Genomic DNA, 19,256 nt, shown 5'->3' with positions numbered 1-19,256 from the left:
GGCGATGCGGAGCATCGTCCGGGGTGGTGCGCTGCAGAGCCGGGGCCCATCCTGGCCGCATGCCGTGTCGCTTCTGGGTCCCGGCTCTGCGCCGCAACGCTCGCGCGTTGCAGCTTGTCCGGGACGCGAGGTCCCGGGGGCTCATCCAGGCTTCCGATTTTCCCATTCACAACTCCGTGCCTTGATTAGGAAACGATCATTCCCTATCATCCCGCGATGCAAAAGACCGCCCGCAGATCGCAAGCCACCCCCCGTCCGCCCGGCCGTCCCCGTGAGTTCGACATGGATACCGCGCTCGACCGCGCCGGGCGGGTGTTTTGCGAGCGCGGCTATCACGCGACCTCGATCGGCGATCTCACGGCCGCGATGCGGCTCGCTACCGGCAGCGTCTACAAGGCGTTTCGCGACAAGCAGGCCGTGTTCCTGGCGGCGTTCGACCGCTACGCCGCGGTGCGCCGGGAAGAGACGCGCGGCGCGGCCGCGCGCGGCAGCAACGGCCGGGAGCGGCTGCGCCACATGCTGCTGTCCTATGTCGAGCACTCCCAGGGCATCGAGGGCCGCCGCGGCTGCATCGTGGTCGGCGGCACGGTCGAGCTCGCCGCGCTCGACCCGGAGGTCCGCGCCCGCGTCAATGCGCAGATCGAGGCCAACGAAGCCTTCATCGCCGGCCTCATCCGCGAGGGCCAGGCCGACGGATCGATCCCGCGCCATGTCGCGGTCGACGACACCGCACGGCTGATGATCTGCATCACGCAAGGCCTGCGCGTCGTCGGCAAGGCGCGCCTGCCGCTCGACGGCGACCGTCTGGTCGGCGTCGCCATGAAACTGCTCGCCTGAATTCATGCCTTATTAGGGAATGATCGTTCCCCATCCCTGGAGTCCGTTGGAATGACGATGAACGCCACGATCGAGACCGCGCCCGAACCGGATGCGGTGTCGCAGCGCCTGACCTTCGTGCTTGCCGCGGCCTGTGGCATGGTCGCCGCCAACATCTATTACGCGCAGCCGCTGATCGCCCCGATCAGCGCCGCGCTCGGCTTGTCGCACGAAGCCGCGGGGCTGATCGTGACCATGACGCAGATCGGCTATGGCGTCGGGCTGCTGTTCATCGTGCCGCTCGGCGACCTCGTCGAGAATCGCGCGCTGATCTGCTCGGTCATCATGCTCGGTGCCGCCGCGCTGCTCGCCGCAGGGTTCTCGACCCATGCGCTGCCGTTCCTGGTCGCCGCGCTGTTCATCGGGCTCGGCTCGGTCGCGGTGCAGATCATCATTCCCTATGCGGCACATCTGGCGCCGGAGGCGATCCGCGGCCGCGTCGTCGGCAACGTCTCGACGGGGCTGATGCTCGGCATCATGCTGGCGCGGCCGGTGTCGAGCTTCGTCACGGCCGCCTCGTCATGGCACGTGGTGTTCTTCGCCTCCGCCGCGCTGATGATCGTGCTCGCGGCGATGCTTCGCCTGGCGCTGCCGAGGCGCAAGCCGATCGCGCGCATGCATTACGGCACGCTGCTGCTGTCGATGCCGCATCTGGCCTTGACCACGCCGCTGCTGCGGCGCCGCGCGCTCTACCAGGCAAGCCTGTTCGGCTGCTTCACCCTGTTCTGGACGGTGGCGCCACTCCAGCTCGCCGGCGCATTCGGTTTCTCCCAGCGCGGCATCGCGCTGTTCGCGCTGGCCGGCGTCGCGGGCGTGTTCGCAGCTCCGATCGCCGGCCGGCTCGCCGATCGCGGCCATAGCCGGATCGCGACGCTGGTCGCGATGCTGCTCGCGGCAGCGGGCTTTCTGGCGACCTATGTCGGCGCGCCCGGCTCGATGCTGAACCTTGCCGCCCTGGTCGTGGCCGCGATTGCCATCGATATCGGCGTCCAGGGCAACGTCGTGCTCGGCTTCCGCGCCATCTTCGCGCTCGGCCACGAGCACCGCAGCCGCCTCAACGGCCTCTATATGGCGACGTTCTTCGCGGCCGGCGCCGCCGGCTCCGCGGTCGGCGCCTTCGCCTTTGCGCAAGGCGGCTGGCCGCTCGCCTCGGCCATTGGCCTCGCTCTGCCCGTCGCGGGCCTGCTCTATGCTGCGACCGAGTAGAAGCCGGCTTGGCGGGATTGTGCGATGCGGCCGTTTACCAAGCCGGGGATACGAGGCCCGGCGAGGTCGTCTCTGCCGCAATTTCCATCTCGCGGTTTGCTTGGGGGTGTAGTACTTTCGTCTCAAGCGGGCTCGGTCAACAACGGGCGGCAGGGGGAGGCTGATGAGGCGTGCGGGGCTGTTTGGCGTACCGCGGGTACGGCCATGGTCGTGGCAGGCATTTCTGCTTGGATGTGTGGTTGTCGCAGTGTCGGCGGTGCTTCAAGGCGTCTGCGTCGCGCTCGGCGCAAAGCTTTATTTCGCAGCGTTCCTGCCCGGTCTGTTCGTGCTCGGCCTCGTCGCGGGCACGCCGGCGGCGGGATTTGCCGCACTGTTCACCATTCCGCTGGTGTGGTGGGCGTTCATTCCGCCCTTCTTCGAGTTCAGCGCCCTGTCCAACGCCAATGCCGATTCCATCAACCTGTACTGCCTGCTCGCTGCGCTGCTGATCGGCCTTGCCGATCTCTGCCGCGAGACGATGCGGATCGTCAGCCGCGGCGGGTTGAAGTCCCCGGGCGAGAGCGCGGCAACGAATCCGCAATAGATCGCCGTTGCGTGGCCGTGCGCGTTGCGTGCGCGCAACAGTCCGGCAACCATCCGCGCAGCTGCCGCGCGCCGCTAACTTTTCGAAAAAGATTTGGCCGCAATTTCTCCCGCGGGAATGACGAGGGAGTTTTCGGACATGAACGGTCACGCCATCTTGGAGAATGTGCGACGCTATCGCGGTATCGCATCGCTCTATCGCCAGACCGCTGCATTCCGCCCGGGCCAGAGCTGGTCGCTGCTGGAGCAGGCGCAGGATTGGGAAGCGCGAGCGCTGTCGGAGCTGGAAGCCTATTTCGCGTTGCGCGCGGATTACACGGCTCACCTCGCGGCCTGATCGTTAACCAACGCTCACGATATGATCGTGAGCTCGGGCGCGGGCACCACGAACTGCCCGCCCCAGGCGCGAATCTCCGCCAGCTGGGCGATGATCTCGTCCTTCAGATTCCAGGGCAGGATGAAGACGTAATCGGGCCTGGCCGCGATCAGGGCGGCGGGATCGCGGATCGGCAGATGTGTCCCCGGCAGCAGCAGGCCCTGCTTGTGCGGATTGCGATCCACGGTAAACGGAATCAGCTCGCGCGTGATGCCGCAATAATTGAGCAGCGTGTTGCCCTTCGCCGGCGCGCCATAGGCGATCACCGTCTTGCCCGCGCGACGCGCCGCGACGAGAAAGTCGCGGATCATCTCGCGCTTGGCCGCGACCTTCGCCTGAAAATCACGGGAGGTCGCGGGCCGGTCGAGCCCTGCGACAGCCTCGCGCCGGCGCAATTGCTCGAGTGCGGGCGAGGGGCCGTGAGGCGCAGCTTCGCCGCAGACATGCAGGCGCAGCGAGCCGCCATGGGTCGGCAATTCCTCCACGTCGAAGACACGCAGGCCATGCGCGCGAAAGATCGTCTCGAGGGTCGTGAGCGAGAAGTACGACAGATGCTCGTGATAGATCGTGTCGAACTGGATTCCCTCGATCAGATGCAGCAGATGCGGAAGCTCCAGCGTCGCGCGGGCGGTCGCGGGCAGGAGAATGCGCAGGCCCGCGACGAAATCGTTGATATCGGGCACGTGCGGCAGCACGTTGTTGGCGACGATCAGCTCGGGCCTGTGGCCTTCGGCCCGCAGCGCGTTCGCCGCTGCGACGCCGAAGTAGCAGGTGCGGGTCGGGATGCCCTTGGCGATGGCAGCGGCCGCGGGGCCGCCGGCGGGCTCGACGCCGAGCACGCGAATGCCGGCGCGCTGAAAATACTGCAGCAGATATCCGTCATTGCTGGCGATCTCGATCACCTCGGACGCTGCGCCGAGCCCGGCGCGGGCGATCATGTCTGCGGCGTAACTCTCCGCATGACGCAGCCAGCTGTCGGAATAGGACGAGTAGTAGAGATACTGGTCGAAGATGTTCGCAGCAGGCTCGAATTGCGGAAGCTGCACCAGCCCGCAGGCACGACAGACACGGGCATGCAGCGGATAGGCCGGCTCGGTCGCGTCGGCCCGCTCCGGCGGCAGATAAGAATTCGCCAGGGGCGAGAGGCCGAGATCGACGAAGGTCTCGTCGAGCGCGCGCGCGCAAAAGCGGCATCGATGCCTGTCCATGAACGGATCGTCCCGTTGTGCCGTCGTGCCGCGGCTGTTAGTGAATTCTCACACGTCACGGAAATTCCGACAACGTTGCGCATGATGCAACGGAAAAGGCGTGCGCGTGAACGGACGTTCGCAGCGGCGGTGTGTACGCACGACCGCGGGAGCCCGAGATGAAGTTTACTCCATTGGCTCTGCCAGGCGTGGTTGAAATCGGTATCGAGCCGGAGCTTGATGCGCGCGGATTCTTCGCCCGGCTGTTCGACACCGAGGCATTCGCGGCGCACGGATTGCCGACGCATTTCGCGCAACACAGCCTGTCCCGCAACGAACGTACCGGTACCCTGCGGGGGCTGCACCACCAAGCCGGCCGGCCGGAGGCCAAGCTGGTGCGCTGCGTTAGCGGCCGCGCCTTCGACGTGATCGTCGATCTGCGCCGGTCGTTGCCGACTTTTGGGCAATGGTGCTCGGTCGAACTCGCCGCCAACAGGCACAATGCCGTGTTCATTCCCGCCGGATGCGCGCACGGCTTCCAGACGCTCGTGGACGGCACCGAGCTGATGTACTGCATCGACGTGCCCTATGACGCGCAAGGCGCATCCGGCATTCGCTGGGATGATCCCTCGCTGGCGATCGGCTGGCCGCTGCCTGATCCAATCCTGTCCGCGCGCGATCGCGCGCTGCCGTATCTCGCATGAAGCGGGTCCTGATCACCGGTGCGTCCGGATTCCTCGGCCGAGCGCTATTGCCCGTGCTGGTCGCTGATGGCTTCGAGGTCCATGGCGCCGCGCGCTCGGCTCAGCCGGCGCTATCAGGCGTGAGGTGGCACGCGGCCGATCTGCTCACCGAAGCCGGCCGTGCGCATGCGCTGTCCGCAGCGCGGCCGACGCACCTGGTTCATCTCGCCTGGGAGGCCCGGCCGGGCCGCTATCGCGACGATCCCGTCAACCACCTCTGGGCGGAGGCCAGTATCGACCTGCTCGCGCGCGCCCGGGCCTGCGGCACCGGCAGGATTCTCGGCATCGGAAGCTGCCTCGAATACGGTCCGCAGGACGGGCTGTGCGACGAGCGCGCGAGCCAATGCCGTCCCACGACGTTGTACGGACAAGCCAAGCTGGCTGCGGCCGAAGCCTACATCGCGGCAGGCGCCGCCTGGGGCCGCGTGTTCGTCCCGTTCGGACCGCATGAGCCGCAGGCGCGCCTCATCCCCTCGTTGATCCGGAGCCTTCGCGCGGGACAGAACTTCGACTGTTCGCATGGCGGGCAACTGCGCGATTTCATCTATGTCGACGACCTCGCGCAGATGATTGCCGCCGTGCTCGCCAGCAAGCTCACCGGCGCGGTCAATCTCGCCAGCGGCGACGTGCGCAGCCTGCGCAGCGTGATCGAGCATGTTGCAGGTCTGCTCGACGCGCGTCACCTGATCCGGTTCGGCGCGGTCGATGCAACGGGCGTCGATGCCGAGCCGATCGTCGCCGCCGACATCCGCCGCCTCCGTGAGGTGACCGCGGGCGTACCGGTCCTGGGATTCGAGGAGGGCGCTGCGCGCAGCCTTGCGTGGTGGATCGAGCGTCTGCCGGGGAGGGCGTGAGATGCTGTTACCCGACGGCGCCCGTGGCAATTACGGAGTTGTCTCGCCGTGCGCCTGTGCTAGCAACGTGGCGACCGAAATCTCCCACACGCCGGCCGGGGCAAGCGATGACCACGTTCAACCGCATCTTCACGACCGAGCGTCTGCTCCAGATCATCCTGATCCTGGCGGCCACCGTCGCGATGAAGCTGATGGGCTGAGCGTCGGCGGATCATCGTCCGCCGAACTCGGGCACGTCGGGCAGATAGTTCGACCCTTCCGAGCCGAGAAAATCGAACATCGCCTGCGCCGGCGGCAGCAGCACCTTGTCGCTGCGGCGGATCACGTACCATTGCCGCACGATCGGCAGGCCCGCGACGTCGAGCACGACGAGCCGGCCTTCGGTGAGCTCGTGCGCCACCGTGTGGGCCGAGATAAAGGCGATGCCAAGCCCGGCGATGACCGCCTGCTTGATGGTCTCGTTGCTGCTCATCTCCATGCCGATGATCGGCTCGAGATCCGACTTCTGGAACATGCCCTCCATCAGCGTCCGCGTGCCCGAGCCGGGCTCGCGGGTGAGGAAGGTCTCGTGCACGAGATCGGTCAGGTTGAGGCCGGAATCCTTCTCCAGCCAGTGCCCCTTGCGCGCGACGATGATGTGCGGATTGCGCCCGAGCTGGCGGACGTCGACGGTGACGTCGGCCGGTGGCCGACCCATCACCGCGAAGTCGAGGTCGTAGCCGTGCATGGCCTTGCGGATCTCCTCGCGATTGCCGATGGTCAGCTTGATCTCGATCTTGGGGTAGCGCTTGGAGAACGCCGCGATCGCGTGTGGCACGAAATATTTGGCAGTCGAGACCGCGCCGAGATGCACAGCGCCGCCGGTCCGCCCCGCGAGCAGGTCCGAGTGCGCCCTGGCAGTCCGTGATGGCGGCCTCGACCCGCTCGGCCAGTGCCAGAACCTCCTTGCCCGCCTCGGTCAGCAGCATGCCGTCGCCGGTCCGCTGCACCAGCGGCAAACCTGCAAGGTCCTGCAGCTGCCGGAGCTGCTGGGTCACGGCCGGCTGGGTCAGACCGAGATGGCCGGAGGCGGCCGTCACGCTGCCCTTGGCCGAGAGCGCCGCGAGCGAGCGCAGCTGGCGGATCGTCAGATGCCGGAGCTGGGTTGCCGCATGGCTGGGGCCATTATAAGAAAAATCTTTGAGGCTCATTATGAATAGAAATTTTCCTTATTAAGCTGCCCCTGTCAATCTCCTGATGCCGGGACTGACCGCGACCGACCTCCAGAGGGGAGGGAATGGCTGCGGCGCCGGCAAAGGGGATGGACGCAGATGACCGGGCAACTCAGGCTGGACGACCACCTTCAACGGTATTCAGAGACCGCGCCGCATGCGCTGGCCGTGGCCGCCGCGATCGATGCCATCGCGGCAGCGGCCATCGAGATCGCCGATCTCATCGCGTCAGGTGATCTCGCCGATGCTTCCGGCCTGACGACGGGGTGCAACAGCGACGGCGACGTCCAGCGCGACCTCGACGTCCAGGCCGATGCGATCCTGCGCCGCTGTCTCAGCAAGCTGCCGATCGCAGCGCTCGCCTCGGAGGAGATGCGCGAGGCCCAGATCGGCGACCGCGAGGGCCGCATCTGCATCGCGATCGATCCGCTCGACGGCTCCTCCAACATCGACATCAACATGACCGTCGGCACGATCTTCTCGATCCTGCCGGCACCCGACGACCTCTCGCTCGCCTTCCATCAGCGCGGCACGGCGCAACTTGCGGCGGGCTTCGTCACCTACGGCCCGCAGACCTCGCTGGTGTTGACGCTCGGCGAGGGCGTCGACATCTTCACGCTCGATCGCAAGGCCGGCTGCTTCCGCCTCGCGCGCAGCGGTGCGCAGATCGCCGAGGGTTGCGAGGAGTTCGCGATCAATGCCTCGAACCGCCGGCACTGGGATCCGCCGGTGCGCGCCTTCATCGACGAGTGCCTCGCCGGCGTCGAAGGCCCGGCCAACCACAATTTCAACATGCGCTGGGTCGGTTCGCTGGTCGCCGAGGCCTACCGCATCCTCACCCGCGGCGGCGTGTTCCTCTATCCTTCCGACGCCCGCCCCGGCTACGGCGACGGCCGCCTGCGCCTGACTTACGAGGCGCATCCGATGGCCATGATCATCGAGCAGGCCGGCGGCTCCGCCACGACGGGGCGCGAGCGCATCCTCGACCTCTCGGCGCAGAGCCTGCACCAGCGCGTGCCGCTGATCATGGGCTCGAGCAACGAGGTGCGGCGCGTCCAGGAGCTGCATTGCGATCCGCTGCTGGTTGCCAGCGTCTCGGCGCCGCTGTTCGCGCGGCGTGGCTTCTTCCGGCTGTGAGCGAGGCGTCCCATGTCCAGGAAGCATCCGATCATCTCGATCACCGGCTCCTCCGGCGCCGGCACCACCTCGGTCAAGAAGACCTTCGAGCAGATATTCTTCCGCGAGAAGGTCAACGCCGCCTACATCGAGGGTGACGCGTTCCACCGCTACGACCGCGTCGAGATGCGCGCGCAGATGGCGAAGGAGGCCGATCGCGGCAACAAGCATTTCAGCCATTTCAGCCCCGAGACCAATTTGTTCGAGGAGCTGGAGCGCGCCTTCCGCGACTATGGCGAAACCGGCACGGCGGTGACGCGGCACTATGTGCACGACGCCGAGGAGGCGGCGCTGCACGGCGCGGCGCCCGGCACCTTCACCGATTGGGAGAAGCTGCCGGAGAACTCGGACCTGCTGTTCTACGAAGGCCTGCACGGCGCCGTCGTCACCGACAAGGTCAATGTCGCGCGCTATGCCGACCTCAAGATCGGCGTCGTGCCCGTCATCAATCTCGAATGGATCCAGAAGCTGCACCGCGATCGCAGCGCGCGCGGTTATTCGACCGAGGCCGTCACCGACACCATCCTGCGGCGGATGCCGGATTACATCCACTACATCTGCCCGCAATTCACCGAGACCGACATCAACTTCCAGCGCGTGCCGACGGTGGATACCTCCAATCCGTTCGTCGCGCGCTGGATCCCGACGCCGGACGAATCGATGGTGGTGATCCGCTTCAAGAATCCGCGCGGCATCGACTTCCCCTATCTGCTGTCGATGCTGCCGCAGAGCTGGATGTCGCGCGCCAATTCGATCGTCTGCCCCGGCGCCAAGCTCGATCTTGCGATGCAGCTGATCCTGACGCCGCTGATCATGCAGCTGATCGAGCGCAAGCGAAATCTGAAGTGAACGAGGGGAGAATCCGATGAACATCTCCGTCCACGCCGAAGCCGACCTCTACGCGGTCAGCCACAACAATCTCGCCAACGCGGTCCGCTTCCTTGCGGTCGACGCCATCGAGACGTCGCAATCGGGCCATCCCGGCCTTCCGATGGGCATGGCCGATGTCGCGACCGTGCTGTTCTCGCGCTTCCTGAAATTCGACTCGGCGCATCCGAATTGGCCGGACCGCGACCGCTTCGTGCTGTCGGCGGGCCATGGCTCGATGCTGCTCTATGCACTGCTGCATCTGACCGGCGGCGACGTCAGCCTCGACGACATCAAGGCCTTCCGGCAATGGGGCTCCAAGACACCTGGCCATCCCGAGTATGGCCACACGCCGGGCGTGGAAACCACGACCGGGCCGCTGGGCCAGGGCATTGCGACCGCGGTCGGCATGGCGCTGGCCGAGCGCATGGCCAACGCGCGGCATGGCGACGGCCTCGTCGATCATTTCACCTATGTCATCGCTGGCGACGGCTGCCTCATGGAGGGCCTCAGCCAGGAAGCGATCTCGCTCGCCGGCCATCTGCAACTCGCCCGTCTGATCGTGCTGTTCGACGATAACGGGATCTCCATCGACGGACCGACGTCGCTTGCGACATCGGACGACCAGCTCGCGCGTTTCGCCGCCTCCGGCTGGTCGGTGCGTAGCATCGACGGACATGATCCCGAAGCGATCGCGCAGGCGATCGCGGAAGAGCGGGAGACCGCAAAGCCGTCGCTGATCGCCTGCCGCACCATCATCGGCTACGGCGCGCCTGATCGGCAGGGCACGGAGAAAGCCCATGGTGCGCCGCTCGGGACCGAGCAGGCCGCGGCAGCGCGGCGCACGCTCGGCTGGGACTATCAGCCCTTCGTGGTGCCGATGCCGATCCTGAAGGCTTGGCGCATGATCGGACAGCGCGGGCAGGTGGATCGGCTCGCCTGGCTCGATCGCTACGAAGGCGCGACGCCCGAGCAGCGCGACATGTTCGTCGAAGGCAAGGCGGTTGCCTTGCCGGGTGCCTATGCGCTGGCCGCGGCGAAGCTGCGCGAACGCTTCGCCTCCGAGCGTCCGAAGCTCGCGACACGGCAGGCTTCGCAACAGGTGCTCGACGGCATCGCCGGGACCATTCCCGGCCTGGTCGGCGGCTCCGCGGACCTGACACATTCGAACCTGACGCAGGCCAAGGCGCAGGCTCCCGTCAAGCGCGGGACGTTCGCCGGCGACTACATCCACTACGGCATTCGCGAGCACGGCATGGCCGCCGCGATGAACGGTCTTGCGCTGCATGGCGGCTTCATCCCGTACGGCGGCACCTTCCTCGCGTTCTCGGACTACAGCCGGCCGGCGATCCGCCTTGCGGCCCTGATGCGGCTGCGCGTCATCCATGTGATGACGCACGACTCGATCGGGCTCGGCGAGGACGGCCCCACGCACCAGCCGGTCGAACACCTCGCGGCGCTGCGGGTGATCCCGAACCTGCTGGTGTTCCGTCCCGCCGACGCAGTGGAGACGCTGGAGGCCTGGGACTGCGCACTCAGCTCCGAGCACCGTCCGTCCGTGCTGTGCCTGTCGCGTCAGGCGCTGCCGACCTTCCGCAGCGATGCGCGCGGCAGGAATCGTGTCGCGCGCGGTGCCTATCTCGTCGTCTCGCCGGATGGCGGCCGCGACGTGACGCTGATCGCGACCGGCTCGGAAGTGTCGATTGCGCTGGACGCCGCTCGCCTGCTCGCGACCGAGCACATCCGTGCGGCCGTGGTGTCCGCGCCTTGCCTTGCCCTGTTCGAGGAACAGCCCGACGATTACCGCGCCACGGTGCTCGGCACCGCGCCGCGCGTCGGTGTCGAGGCAGCCGTCGCCGGCGACTGGCATCGCTGGATCGGCACGGACGGCGAATTCGTCGGCATGCGCGGTTTCGGCGCTTCGGCGCCGGCGCCCGTGCTGTATCGCGAATTCGGCATCACGCCACAGAGCATTGCAGAGGCGGCCCGCCGGGCAATCGCCCGCAAGCGCCAATAAGGAGGATCAATCGTGGCTCGTATCACCCTTCGCCAATTGCTCGATCACGCGGCCAGTCACGGCTACGCGGTGCCGGCATTCAACATCAACAACATGGAGCAGGGCATCGCGATCATGCAGGCGGCGGCCGAGGTCGATGCGCCCGTGATCATGCAGGCCTCGCGCGGCGCGCGCAGCTATGCCGGCGACCTCATGCTCTCGCACATGATCGACGCGCTGGAGCGGACCTATCCGGACATTCCGCTCTGCATGCACCAGGACCACGGCAATGACGAGGCAACCTGCGCGTCCGCCATCGCCCACGGCTTCACCTCCGTCATGATGGACGGCTCGCTCAAGGCCGATGCCAAGACGGCGGCTGATTACGACTACAATGTCGCGATCACCCGACGAGTCGTCGATCTCGCGCATTGGGTCGGCGCGTCCGTCGAGGGCGAGCTCGGCGTGCTCGGCTCGCTCGAGCACGGCGGCGGTGAGCAGGAGGACGGCCACGGCGTCGAGGGCAAGGTCAGCCACGACCAGCTGCTGACCGATCCCGACCAGGCCGTCGATTTCGTCCGCGCCACCAAGGTCGACGCGCTCGCCATCGCGATGGGCACCTCGCACGGTGCCTACAAGTTCAGCCGCAAGCCGGACGGCGACATCCTGGCGATGCGGGTGGTCGAGGAGATCCACCGCCGGCTGCCGAACACGCATCTGGTGATGCACGGCTCCTCCTCGGTGCCGCAGCCGCTGCAGGACATGTTCAACCAGTTCGGCGGCGAGATGCCGCAGACCTGGGGCGTGCCGGTCGAGGAGATCGTCCGCGGCATCAAGAGCGGCGTGCGTAAGGTCAATATCGACACCGACTGCCGGTTGGCGATGACCGCGGTGTTTCGCAAGGTCGCCGCGCAAACGCGCTCGGAGTTCGATCCACGCAAATTCCTCAAGCCCGCGATGGACGCGATGCGCGAGCTTTGCCGCGAGCGCTTCGAGCAGTTCGGAACCGCGGGTCACGCGAGCAAGATCAAGGTCGTTCCCTTGGCCGAGATGGCGCGACGCTACCGCGCCGGCGAGCTTGATCCGCGCGTCGACGCCCGCGAACCCGTCGCGGCCTGATCCATCAGAAAGAGCAGAGAAAAGAGCAGGAGAGAGACATGAACGCACATGCAGGCACAGTCCGCGGCAAAGAGCGCTATCGCTCCGGCGTGATGGAATACAAGCGCATGGGCTATTGGGAACCCGACTACACGCCAAAGGACACCGACGTCATTGCGCTGTTCCGCGTGACGCCGCAGGAAGGCGTCGACCCGATCGAGGCGTCGGCTGCGGTGGCCGGCGAATCCTCGACCGCGACCTGGACCGTGGTGTGGACCGACCGGCTGACCGCGGCGGAGAAATATCGCGCCAAGTGCTATCGCGTCGATCCCGTCCCGGGCTCGCCCGGCTCGTATTTCGCCTACATCGCCTATGACCTCGACCTGTTCGAGCCGGGCTCGATCGCGAACCTCTCGGCCTCGATCATCGGCAACGTGTTCGGCTTCAAGCCGCTCAAGGCGCTGCGTTTGGAAGACATGCGCTTCCCCGTCGCCTATGTGAAGACGTTCCAGGGGCCGGCAACCGGCATCGTGGTCGAGCGCGAACGCCTCGACAAGTTCGGCCGGCCGTTGCTGGGCGCGACGGTGAAGCCGAAGCTCGGACTTTCGGGCCGCAACTATGGCCGCGTCGTCTACGAGGCGCTGAAGGGCGGGCTCGACTTCACCAAGGACGACGAGAACATCAACTCGCAGCCCTTCATGCACTGGCGTGATCGCTTCCTGTACTGCATGGAAGCCGTGAACCGCGCACAGGCAGCCTCAGGTGAGGTGAAGGGCACGTACCTGAACATCACCGCGGGCACGATGGAGGACATGTACGAGCGCGCGGAGTTCGCCAAGGAGCTCGGGTCGTGCATCGTCATGATCGACCTCGTGATCGGTTATACCGCGATCCAGTCGATGGCCAAATGGGCGCGGCGCAACGACATGATCCTGCATCTGCATCGCGCCGGTCACTCGACCTATACGCGGCAGAAGAGCCATGGCGTGTCGTTCCGTGTCATTGCGAAGTGGATGCGCCTTGCCGGTGTCGACCATATCCACGCCGGTACGGTGGTCGGCAAGCTGGAAGGCGATCCCAACACCACACGCGGCTATTACGACGTCTGCCGCGAGGACTTCAATCCGACCAAGCTCGAGCACGGCCTGTTCTTCGACCAGTCCTGGGCGAGCCTCAACAAGATGATGCCGGTCGCCTCCGGCGGCATCCATGCCGGCCAGATGCACCAGCTGCTCGACCTCTTGGGCGAAGACGTCGTGCTGCAGTTCGGTGGCGGCACGATCGGCCATCCCATGGGGATCGCGGCCGGCGCGATCGCCAACCGCGTGGCGCTGGAAGCGATGATCCTCGCCCGCAACGAGGGCCGCGACTACGTCCACGAGGGTCCGGAAATCCTGGCCAGGGCGGCCGAGACCTGCACGCCGCTGAAGGCGGCGCTCGAGGTCTGGAAGGACGTGACCTTCAATTATCAATCCACCGACACGCCGGACTTCGTGCCGACCGCGCTGGAAACCGTCTGAGGAGTTTTGAGATGAAACTGACCCAGGGCTGCTTCTCGTTCCTGCCTGACCTGACCGACGACCAGATCACCAAGCAGGTGCAATATTGCCTGACCAAGGGTTGGGCGGTGAACATCGAGTTCACCGACGATCCGCACCCCCGCAATACCTATTGGGAGATGTGGGGCCTGCCGATGTTCGATCTCCAGGACGCCGCCGGCGTAATGATGGAGCTCGCGGAGTGCCGTCGGGTGTATGGCGACCGCTACATCCGCATCAGCGGCTTCGATGCCAGCCATGGCTGGGAATCGGTGCGGATCTCCTTCCTCGTCAACCGGCCGCCGAATGAGGCCGAGTTCGAGCTGGTGCGGCAGGAGGTCGGTGGCCGCTCCATCCGCTACACCACGGTGCGCGAGCCGACCGCGCACGCCGCGCCTTAAGCCGTTCTGCTCCGCGCGGAGCTCTCCCTGCTCCGCTTCCTTGGCGGACCACTGCTTCGCCGCTCCCCCGCGGCGAAGCTCTTTTCTTCGAGGGTAGCTATGCTGGATGTTCCCCACGCAACCACGACTGAGCCCGGCGAGACCCATTTCGATCTCCGCAAGGAGGCCGAATCGGCCGGGATCACCGACACGCTGCAGCAGCTCGAGCAGGAGCTGGTCGGATTGAAGCCGGTGAAGAACCGGGTGCGCCAGATCGCCTCGTTGCTGCTGATCGAACGTATCCGGCAGCGCGCGGGTCTGGCATCGTCGCCGCCGACGCTTCACATGTCGTTCACCGGGAATCCCGGCACCGGCAAGACCACGGTGGCGCTGCGCATGGCCAGGATCCTGCACGGTCTCGGCTTCGTGCGGCGCGGGCAGGTGATCTCGGTGACGCGCGACGATCTCGTCGGCCAGTATATCGGCCACACCGCGCCGAAGACCAAGGAGATCCTGAAGAAGGCGATGGGCGGCGTGTTGTTCATCGACGAAGCCTATTATCTCCATCGTCCCGACAACGAGCGCGACTACGGCCAGGAGGCGATCGAGATCCTGCTGCAGGTGATGGAGAACCAGCGCGAGGACCTCGTCGTCATCCTCGCCGGCTATGGCGAGCGCATGACCAGCTTCTTCGCCTCCAATCCCGGCTTCCGCTCGCGCATCGCCCATCACATCGAATTTCCTGACTATGCGGAAGACGAGCTGCTGGTGATCGCCGAGCTGATGCTGAAGGAGCGCGGCTATCGCTTCTCGGCGGCTGCGCGCGAGGCGTTCGAGAAGTACATCGCGCTGCGCCGGACCCAGCCGTTCTTTTCCAATGCGCGCTCGATCCGCAACGCGGTCGACCGCATCCGCCTGCGGCAGGCCGATCGCCTGGTGTCCGATCTCGACCGCATGCTCGATGTCGCCGACCTCGAAACCATCGATCCCATGGACGTCCTGGCGAGCCGCGTCTTCAGCGGCGGAGCCGACGCGCGGAGTGCAAAGCCATGACCGGCGAGATCATCATCGCTCCCTCGATCCTGGCGGCGGATTTCGCCCGGCTCGGCGAGGAGATCGCGGCCATCGACACCGCCGGCGCTGACTGGATCCATTGCGACGTCATGGACGGACACTTCGTGCCGAACATCAGCTTCGGCGCCGACATCATCAAGGCGATCCGTCCGGTGACGAAGAAGATCTTCGACGTGCATCTGATGATCGCGCCTGTTGATCCCTATCTCGAAGCGTTCGCGAAGGCGGGGGCCGATGTCATCACCGTTCATGCCGAAGCGGGGCCGCATCTCGATCGCTCGCTCCAGGCGATCCGCGCGCTTGGCAAGAAGGCCGGCGTCAGCCTGTGCCCGTCGACGCCCGAAAGCGTGATCGAATATGTGCTCGATCGTCTCGACCTGATCCTGGTGATGACGGTCAATCCCGGCTTCGGCGGCCAGTCGTTCCTCGACTCGCAGCTCGATAAGATCAGCCGCATTCGCAGCATGATCGGCGACCGGCCGATCCGGCTCGAGGTTGATGGCGGTGTCACGCGCGACAATGCCGCTGCCGTAGCGGCGGCGGGGGCCGATACGCTGGTGGCGGGTTCCGCTGTGTTTCGCGGCAAGGGCGTGGCCGGATATGATGCGAATATCGAAGCCATTCGCTCCGCAGCCGAGACGGGGCGGGTTCCGAAGCGGCAAGCCGTGCAGCCGATGCGCCTCGGCGAAGGCGCGCGCACCCGTTAGATTACGGGCGCGACTGCGCCGCAATGTCGATGGTCTCGAAGAGCCGGACTGTTTCCCGCAGTCTTACGGAGAATGCGTCACGAGTCGGCGAGACCCTTCATGCCGGGGTAACCAACGGTGTCGAAGTACGCGTGCAATTAACGGCGACGCAATGCGCCGCTCCACAATCTGTGGTTCAAGAACTGCAGGGAGCGTGGGATGCAGATTCAATATCTTCACTGGAATGCGGCCCATGGTTGGCGCGGAGCGGATGCCCTGCGCGAGCCTCCCCAGCTCGTGCTCTATTTCGGCAGCCGCGAGCAACTTGCGGATGGCGAACGTTATCGCGAGCTGCATGCTCTCTATCCCGACGGTCATATCGTCGGTTGCAGCACCGGCGGACAGATCCACGGCGACGACATCTGCGATGACGAGGTCGTCGCGGTCGCCCTGCATTTCGCCCACACGCAAGTGCGGCTGGTGCAGGAGGTCATCGAGAGCCGCGATGCGTCGCGGGCCTGTGGCGCGCGTCTTGCCAGCCAGGTCCTGGCGGCGGATTTGGCGGGCCTGTTTGTGCTGTCGGACGGATTGGCGGTCAACGGCGGCGAACTGCTTGCCGGAATCACTGAAGTCCTGGGGCCGGACCTCCCCGTCACCGGTGGGCTCGCCGGCGATGGAACCCGATTTGAACAGACGATCGTCGGAGCCGACGCGGAGCCGTCGCCAAACCGCGTCGCCGCAATCGCATTCTACGGCGCCTCATTCCGGTTCGCGCATGGCTGCGCCGGCGGCTGGGATGTGTTCGGGCCCCGCCGCAAGGTGACGAAGGCGGAAGGATCGGTGGTCGTGGAGCTCGACGGCGAGCCGCCGCTGGATCTCTACACCCGCTATCTCGGCGAGGAGGAGGCCGAGGCGATGCCGGGTTCGGGTCTGGCATTCCCGTTGCGCATTCACGACGAGGCGGAGCCGAACCGGCAGATCGTGCGCTCGGTGTTTGCGGTGGATCGCAATGCCCGCACCCTGACGTTCGCCGCCGACATTCCGGAAGGATGCACCGCGCAATTGATGCGGGCCAATTTCGACAGTCTCGCCGCCGGTGCCGGCGAGGCGGGCAAGCAGGCGCGCAGCGCGCTCGCGGACGGCGTTGCCGGCGACAAGCTTGCGATCCTGGTGAGCTGCACCGGCCGCCGCAGGGTCATGGGGCAGCGCACGCAGGACGAACTCGACGCCGTTGCCGCCGAACTCGGCGAGGACGTCGTCCGGATCGGATTCTACTCCTACGGCGAGATCGCCCCGCCGGCCGCGTCCGGCCGCTGCGAACTGCATAACCAGACCATGACCGTCACCGTCATCGCGGAGGCGGCGGCTTGACCATGCACCGGATGCTCGCAAGACAGATTCGCCAGTCGACGGACGAATCCGGCAAGGTCGACCTGACCAGGCTCAGCGAGCTCGTCAGCGCGGCCTACGAGGAGAGCGATTGCGATCGCCGCCGCACCGACCGCGCGATCAAGCTGATGATCGAGGAGCTCGAACAGACGCATCAGCGCGCCGAACGGGATCTGAGGCGGGCGCGCGAATTCCTCGACAGCATCATCGAGAACGTTCCGATCGCGGTGTTCGCCAAGGATGCGAGGGATTCGCGCTACATCCTGCTCAACCGCGCCGGCGAAGAATATTACGGCGTGCCGCGCGAGGAGATGCTGGGCAAGACGCCGGACGAGATCTTTCCGGACAGTATCGCCCGCGTCGTCAACGAGCAGGATCGCCGCGTCGTCGACAGCGGCACGCCGATGTTCCTGGAGGGGCATCGGCTCGAAGTCGGCGTCCACGGCCGCGAGCGACTGGTCAATTCGCGCAAGCTGCTGGTCAGAGACAGCGCCGGCGCGCCGCAATATCTGGTCGGCGTGATCGAGGACGTCACCGAGCGGATCACGAACGAGGCGCGGATCAGCCATCTTGCGCATCATGACGCGTTGACCGACCTGCCGAACCGCAGCGCCTTCAACGCCGCGCTCGACGAGCGGTTGGAGCGGGCGCAGGAGGCCTCGACCAGTTTTGCCGTGCTCAGCCTCGATCTCGATCGCTTCAAGGAGGTCAACGACGTGTTCGGCCATCCGGTCGGCGACATGCTGATGCGGGCGGCGGCGGACCGGCTTGCCGCGGAAGCCGACGGTGCCTTCGTCGCCCGTATCGGTGGCGACGAGTTCATGATCCTGATGCCCGACGAGGTCAGACGTGAGGATGTTCTCGCGCTCGCCGAACGCCTGGTCGAGACCATCGGCAAGGAGCTCGAGGTCGACGACTATCTGCCCCATGTCGGCCTCAGCGTCGGCATCGCGTTCTATCCGGATGACGGCGTCAATGCCGTGACGCTGCTCGCCAATGCCGATTCAGCGCTCTATCGTGCCAAGCGCGAGGGCAGGGGGCGGGTCCGCGTCTTCGAATCCGAGATGGACCAGGAACTGCGCGACCGCAGGCTGTTGCAGCACGATCTGCGGCAGGCGCTGGAGCAGAACCAGTTCCTGGTGTATTTCCAGCCGCAGGCGCGGGTGGATGGCGAGGTGATCGGCTTCGAGGCGCTGCTGCGCTGGAACCACCCGACGCGGGGCTTCGTGCCGCCGGATCAGTTCATTCCGCTGGCCGAAGAGAACGGGCTGATCATCGAGATCGGCGAATGGGTCTTGCGCGAAGCGTGCCGCGAGGCGGCCTCCTGGCCGCGGCCGCTGCAGGTCGCCGTCAATCTGTCGCCGGTCCAGTTCCAGGCCGGCGATCTCGAACGTTCGATCCACCAGATCCTGCTGGAGACGGGGCTGACCCCGACGCGGCTCGAGGTCGAGATCACCGAGGGCGTGCTGATCGGCGATTTCACCCGCGCGCTCAATCTGCTGCGGCGGCTGAAGGCGCTCGGCGTCCGCATCGCGATGGACGATTTCGGCACCGGGTATTCCTCGCTGTCCTATCTCCAGTCGTTTCCGTTCGACAAGATCAAGATCGACCGCGGTTTCATCTCCAATCTCGAGGCGACGCCGCAATCGGCCGAGATTGTCCGCGCGGTCCTGAGCCTCGCGCACGCCCTGAACATCCCGGTCATTGCCGAAGGGGTGGAGACGGAAGCGCAGCGTGCCTTCCTGGCGCGCGAGGCCTGCGAGGAGATCCAGGGTTATCTGATCGGCCGGCCCGACCTGATCGAGCGCTATCTCGACCTGGTCGGCGTGACCGTGGAGCGCCGGCTCTACGCCTAGGCCTCGACGCCCAAACCTTGACGCCCAGGCCTTGACGCCCAGGCCTTGGGGCCGGAGTTCCTCGCAGACGTTTGGAACTAAAGTTCTTACCGAAGCTTCTCGAAAATTAACCGAGCCCAGGCGCGTTGCGCGCGCAGCAAATGTTTTGCATAACCGCCATC

17 protein-coding genes and 1 pseudogene are annotated in these 19,256 nt (G+C 66.1%); 16 read left to right on the top strand and 2 right to left on the bottom strand.

Annotated features, from left to right (window positions below):
• Nucleotides 1-216: 216 nt before the first annotated feature.
• The 4 genes from SE92_RS15230 to SE92_RS15215 all read left to right on the top strand — a co-directional run bounded on the left by SE92_RS15230 (nucleotide 217) and on the right by SE92_RS15215 (nucleotide 3,001).
• Nucleotides 217-837, top strand: a complete 621-nt coding sequence (locus SE92_RS15230; RefSeq protein ID WP_063196504.1) for a TetR/AcrR family transcriptional regulator — start codon at nucleotides 217-219, stop codon at nucleotides 835-837.
• A gap of 51 nt (nucleotides 838-888) precedes the next feature.
• A complete protein-coding gene (locus tag SE92_RS15225; RefSeq protein ID WP_063196503.1) occupies nucleotides 889-2,082 on the top strand; it encodes an MFS transporter in 1,194 nt (397 codons plus the stop codon).
• A gap of 163 nt (nucleotides 2,083-2,245) precedes the next feature.
• Nucleotides 2,246-2,665, top strand: coding sequence for a hypothetical protein (locus SE92_RS15220; RefSeq protein WP_063196502.1), 420 nt, complete (start codon nucleotides 2,246-2,248; stop codon nucleotides 2,663-2,665).
• A 138-nt stretch (nucleotides 2,666-2,803) separates the two neighbouring features.
• Entirely contained in the window at nucleotides 2,804-3,001 is a 198-nt protein-coding gene (locus tag SE92_RS15215; RefSeq protein WP_063196501.1) for a hypothetical protein, read from the top strand.
• 14 nt (nucleotides 3,002-3,015) lie between these two features.
• On the opposite strand, the gene SE92_RS15210 is transcribed toward SE92_RS15215, so the two are convergent.
• A complete protein-coding gene (locus tag SE92_RS15210; protein WP_063196500.1) occupies nucleotides 3,016-4,248 on the bottom strand; it encodes a class I SAM-dependent methyltransferase in 1,233 nt (410 codons plus the stop codon).
• A 158-nt stretch (nucleotides 4,249-4,406) separates the two neighbouring features.
• On the opposite strand from SE92_RS15210, the gene rfbC reads away from it, so the two are divergent.
• Both rfbC and SE92_RS15200 read left to right on the top strand, forming a co-directional pair.
• Nucleotides 4,407-4,931, top strand: coding sequence for a dTDP-4-dehydrorhamnose 3,5-epimerase (gene rfbC / locus SE92_RS15205; protein WP_063196499.1), 525 nt, complete (start codon nucleotides 4,407-4,409; stop codon nucleotides 4,929-4,931).
• Nucleotides 4,928-5,824, top strand: a complete 897-nt coding sequence (locus SE92_RS15200) for an NAD-dependent epimerase/dehydratase family protein (protein ID WP_063196498.1) — start codon at nucleotides 4,928-4,930, stop codon at nucleotides 5,822-5,824. The genes rfbC and SE92_RS15200 overlap by 4 nt, the downstream gene beginning before the upstream one ends.
• A gap of 211 nt (nucleotides 5,825-6,035) precedes the next feature.
• Here SE92_RS15200 and SE92_RS15195 read toward each other — a convergent pair.
• A pseudogene (locus SE92_RS15195) lies at nucleotides 6,036-7,014 on the bottom strand (LysR family transcriptional regulator).
• A gap of 120 nt (nucleotides 7,015-7,134) precedes the next feature.
• Here SE92_RS15195 and SE92_RS15190 point away from each other — a divergent pair.
• The 10 genes from SE92_RS15190 to SE92_RS15145 all read left to right on the top strand — a co-directional run bounded on the left by SE92_RS15190 (nucleotide 7,135) and on the right by SE92_RS15145 (nucleotide 19,095).
• On the top strand, nucleotides 7,135-8,172 hold the full coding sequence (locus SE92_RS15190; protein ID WP_063196497.1) for a class 1 fructose-bisphosphatase: 1,038 nt from the start codon (nucleotides 7,135-7,137) through the stop codon (nucleotides 8,170-8,172).
• Between the two features lie 12 nt (nucleotides 8,173-8,184).
• Nucleotides 8,185-9,060 carry a phosphoribulokinase gene (locus SE92_RS15185; protein WP_063196496.1) on the top strand — a complete coding sequence of 292 codons (876 nt, stop codon included), beginning with the start codon at nucleotides 8,185-8,187 and terminating at the stop codon, nucleotides 9,058-9,060.
• A 16-nt stretch (nucleotides 9,061-9,076) separates the two neighbouring features.
• On the top strand, nucleotides 9,077-11,095 hold the full coding sequence (tkt, locus tag SE92_RS15180; RefSeq protein WP_063196495.1) for a transketolase: 2,019 nt from the start codon (nucleotides 9,077-9,079) through the stop codon (nucleotides 11,093-11,095).
• A gap of 12 nt (nucleotides 11,096-11,107) precedes the next feature.
• Nucleotides 11,108-12,193, top strand: a complete 1,086-nt coding sequence (gene fba / locus SE92_RS15175) for a class II fructose-bisphosphate aldolase (protein WP_063196494.1) — start codon at nucleotides 11,108-11,110, stop codon at nucleotides 12,191-12,193.
• Between the two features lie 38 nt (nucleotides 12,194-12,231).
• Complete coding sequence (locus tag SE92_RS15170) at nucleotides 12,232-13,692, top strand: form I ribulose bisphosphate carboxylase large subunit (protein ID WP_063196493.1); 1,461 nt, start codon at nucleotides 12,232-12,234, stop codon at nucleotides 13,690-13,692.
• A gap of 11 nt (nucleotides 13,693-13,703) precedes the next feature.
• Nucleotides 13,704-14,111, top strand: coding sequence for a ribulose bisphosphate carboxylase small subunit (locus tag SE92_RS15165; RefSeq protein WP_063196492.1), 408 nt, complete (start codon nucleotides 13,704-13,706; stop codon nucleotides 14,109-14,111).
• Nucleotides 14,112-14,210: 99 nt separating this feature from the next.
• Nucleotides 14,211-15,143, top strand: a complete 933-nt coding sequence (gene cbbX / locus SE92_RS15160) for a CbbX protein (protein ID WP_063196491.1) — start codon at nucleotides 14,211-14,213, stop codon at nucleotides 15,141-15,143.
• Nucleotides 15,140-15,871, top strand: a complete 732-nt coding sequence (gene rpe / locus SE92_RS15155; protein WP_063196490.1) for a ribulose-phosphate 3-epimerase — start codon at nucleotides 15,140-15,142, stop codon at nucleotides 15,869-15,871. Before cbbX ends, rpe begins: the two co-directional genes overlap by 4 nt.
• Before the next feature lie 198 nt (nucleotides 15,872-16,069).
• Nucleotides 16,070-17,221, top strand: a complete 1,152-nt coding sequence (locus SE92_RS15150; protein ID WP_063196489.1) for an FIST signal transduction protein — start codon at nucleotides 16,070-16,072, stop codon at nucleotides 17,219-17,221.
• A complete protein-coding gene (locus tag SE92_RS15145; protein ID WP_063196488.1) occupies nucleotides 17,218-19,095 on the top strand; it encodes a putative bifunctional diguanylate cyclase/phosphodiesterase in 1,878 nt (625 codons plus the stop codon). Before SE92_RS15150 ends, SE92_RS15145 begins: the two co-directional genes overlap by 4 nt.
• Nucleotides 19,096-19,256: the final 161 nt, after the last annotated feature.

It is taken from the genome of Bradyrhizobium sp. AT1, from assembly GCF_001590795.1.
GTDB lineage: Bacteria > Pseudomonadota > Alphaproteobacteria > Rhizobiales > Xanthobacteraceae > Bradyrhizobium.
Note: the sequence above shows the minus strand (reverse complement) of the source record. Positions and strands in the feature narration are given on the sequence as shown.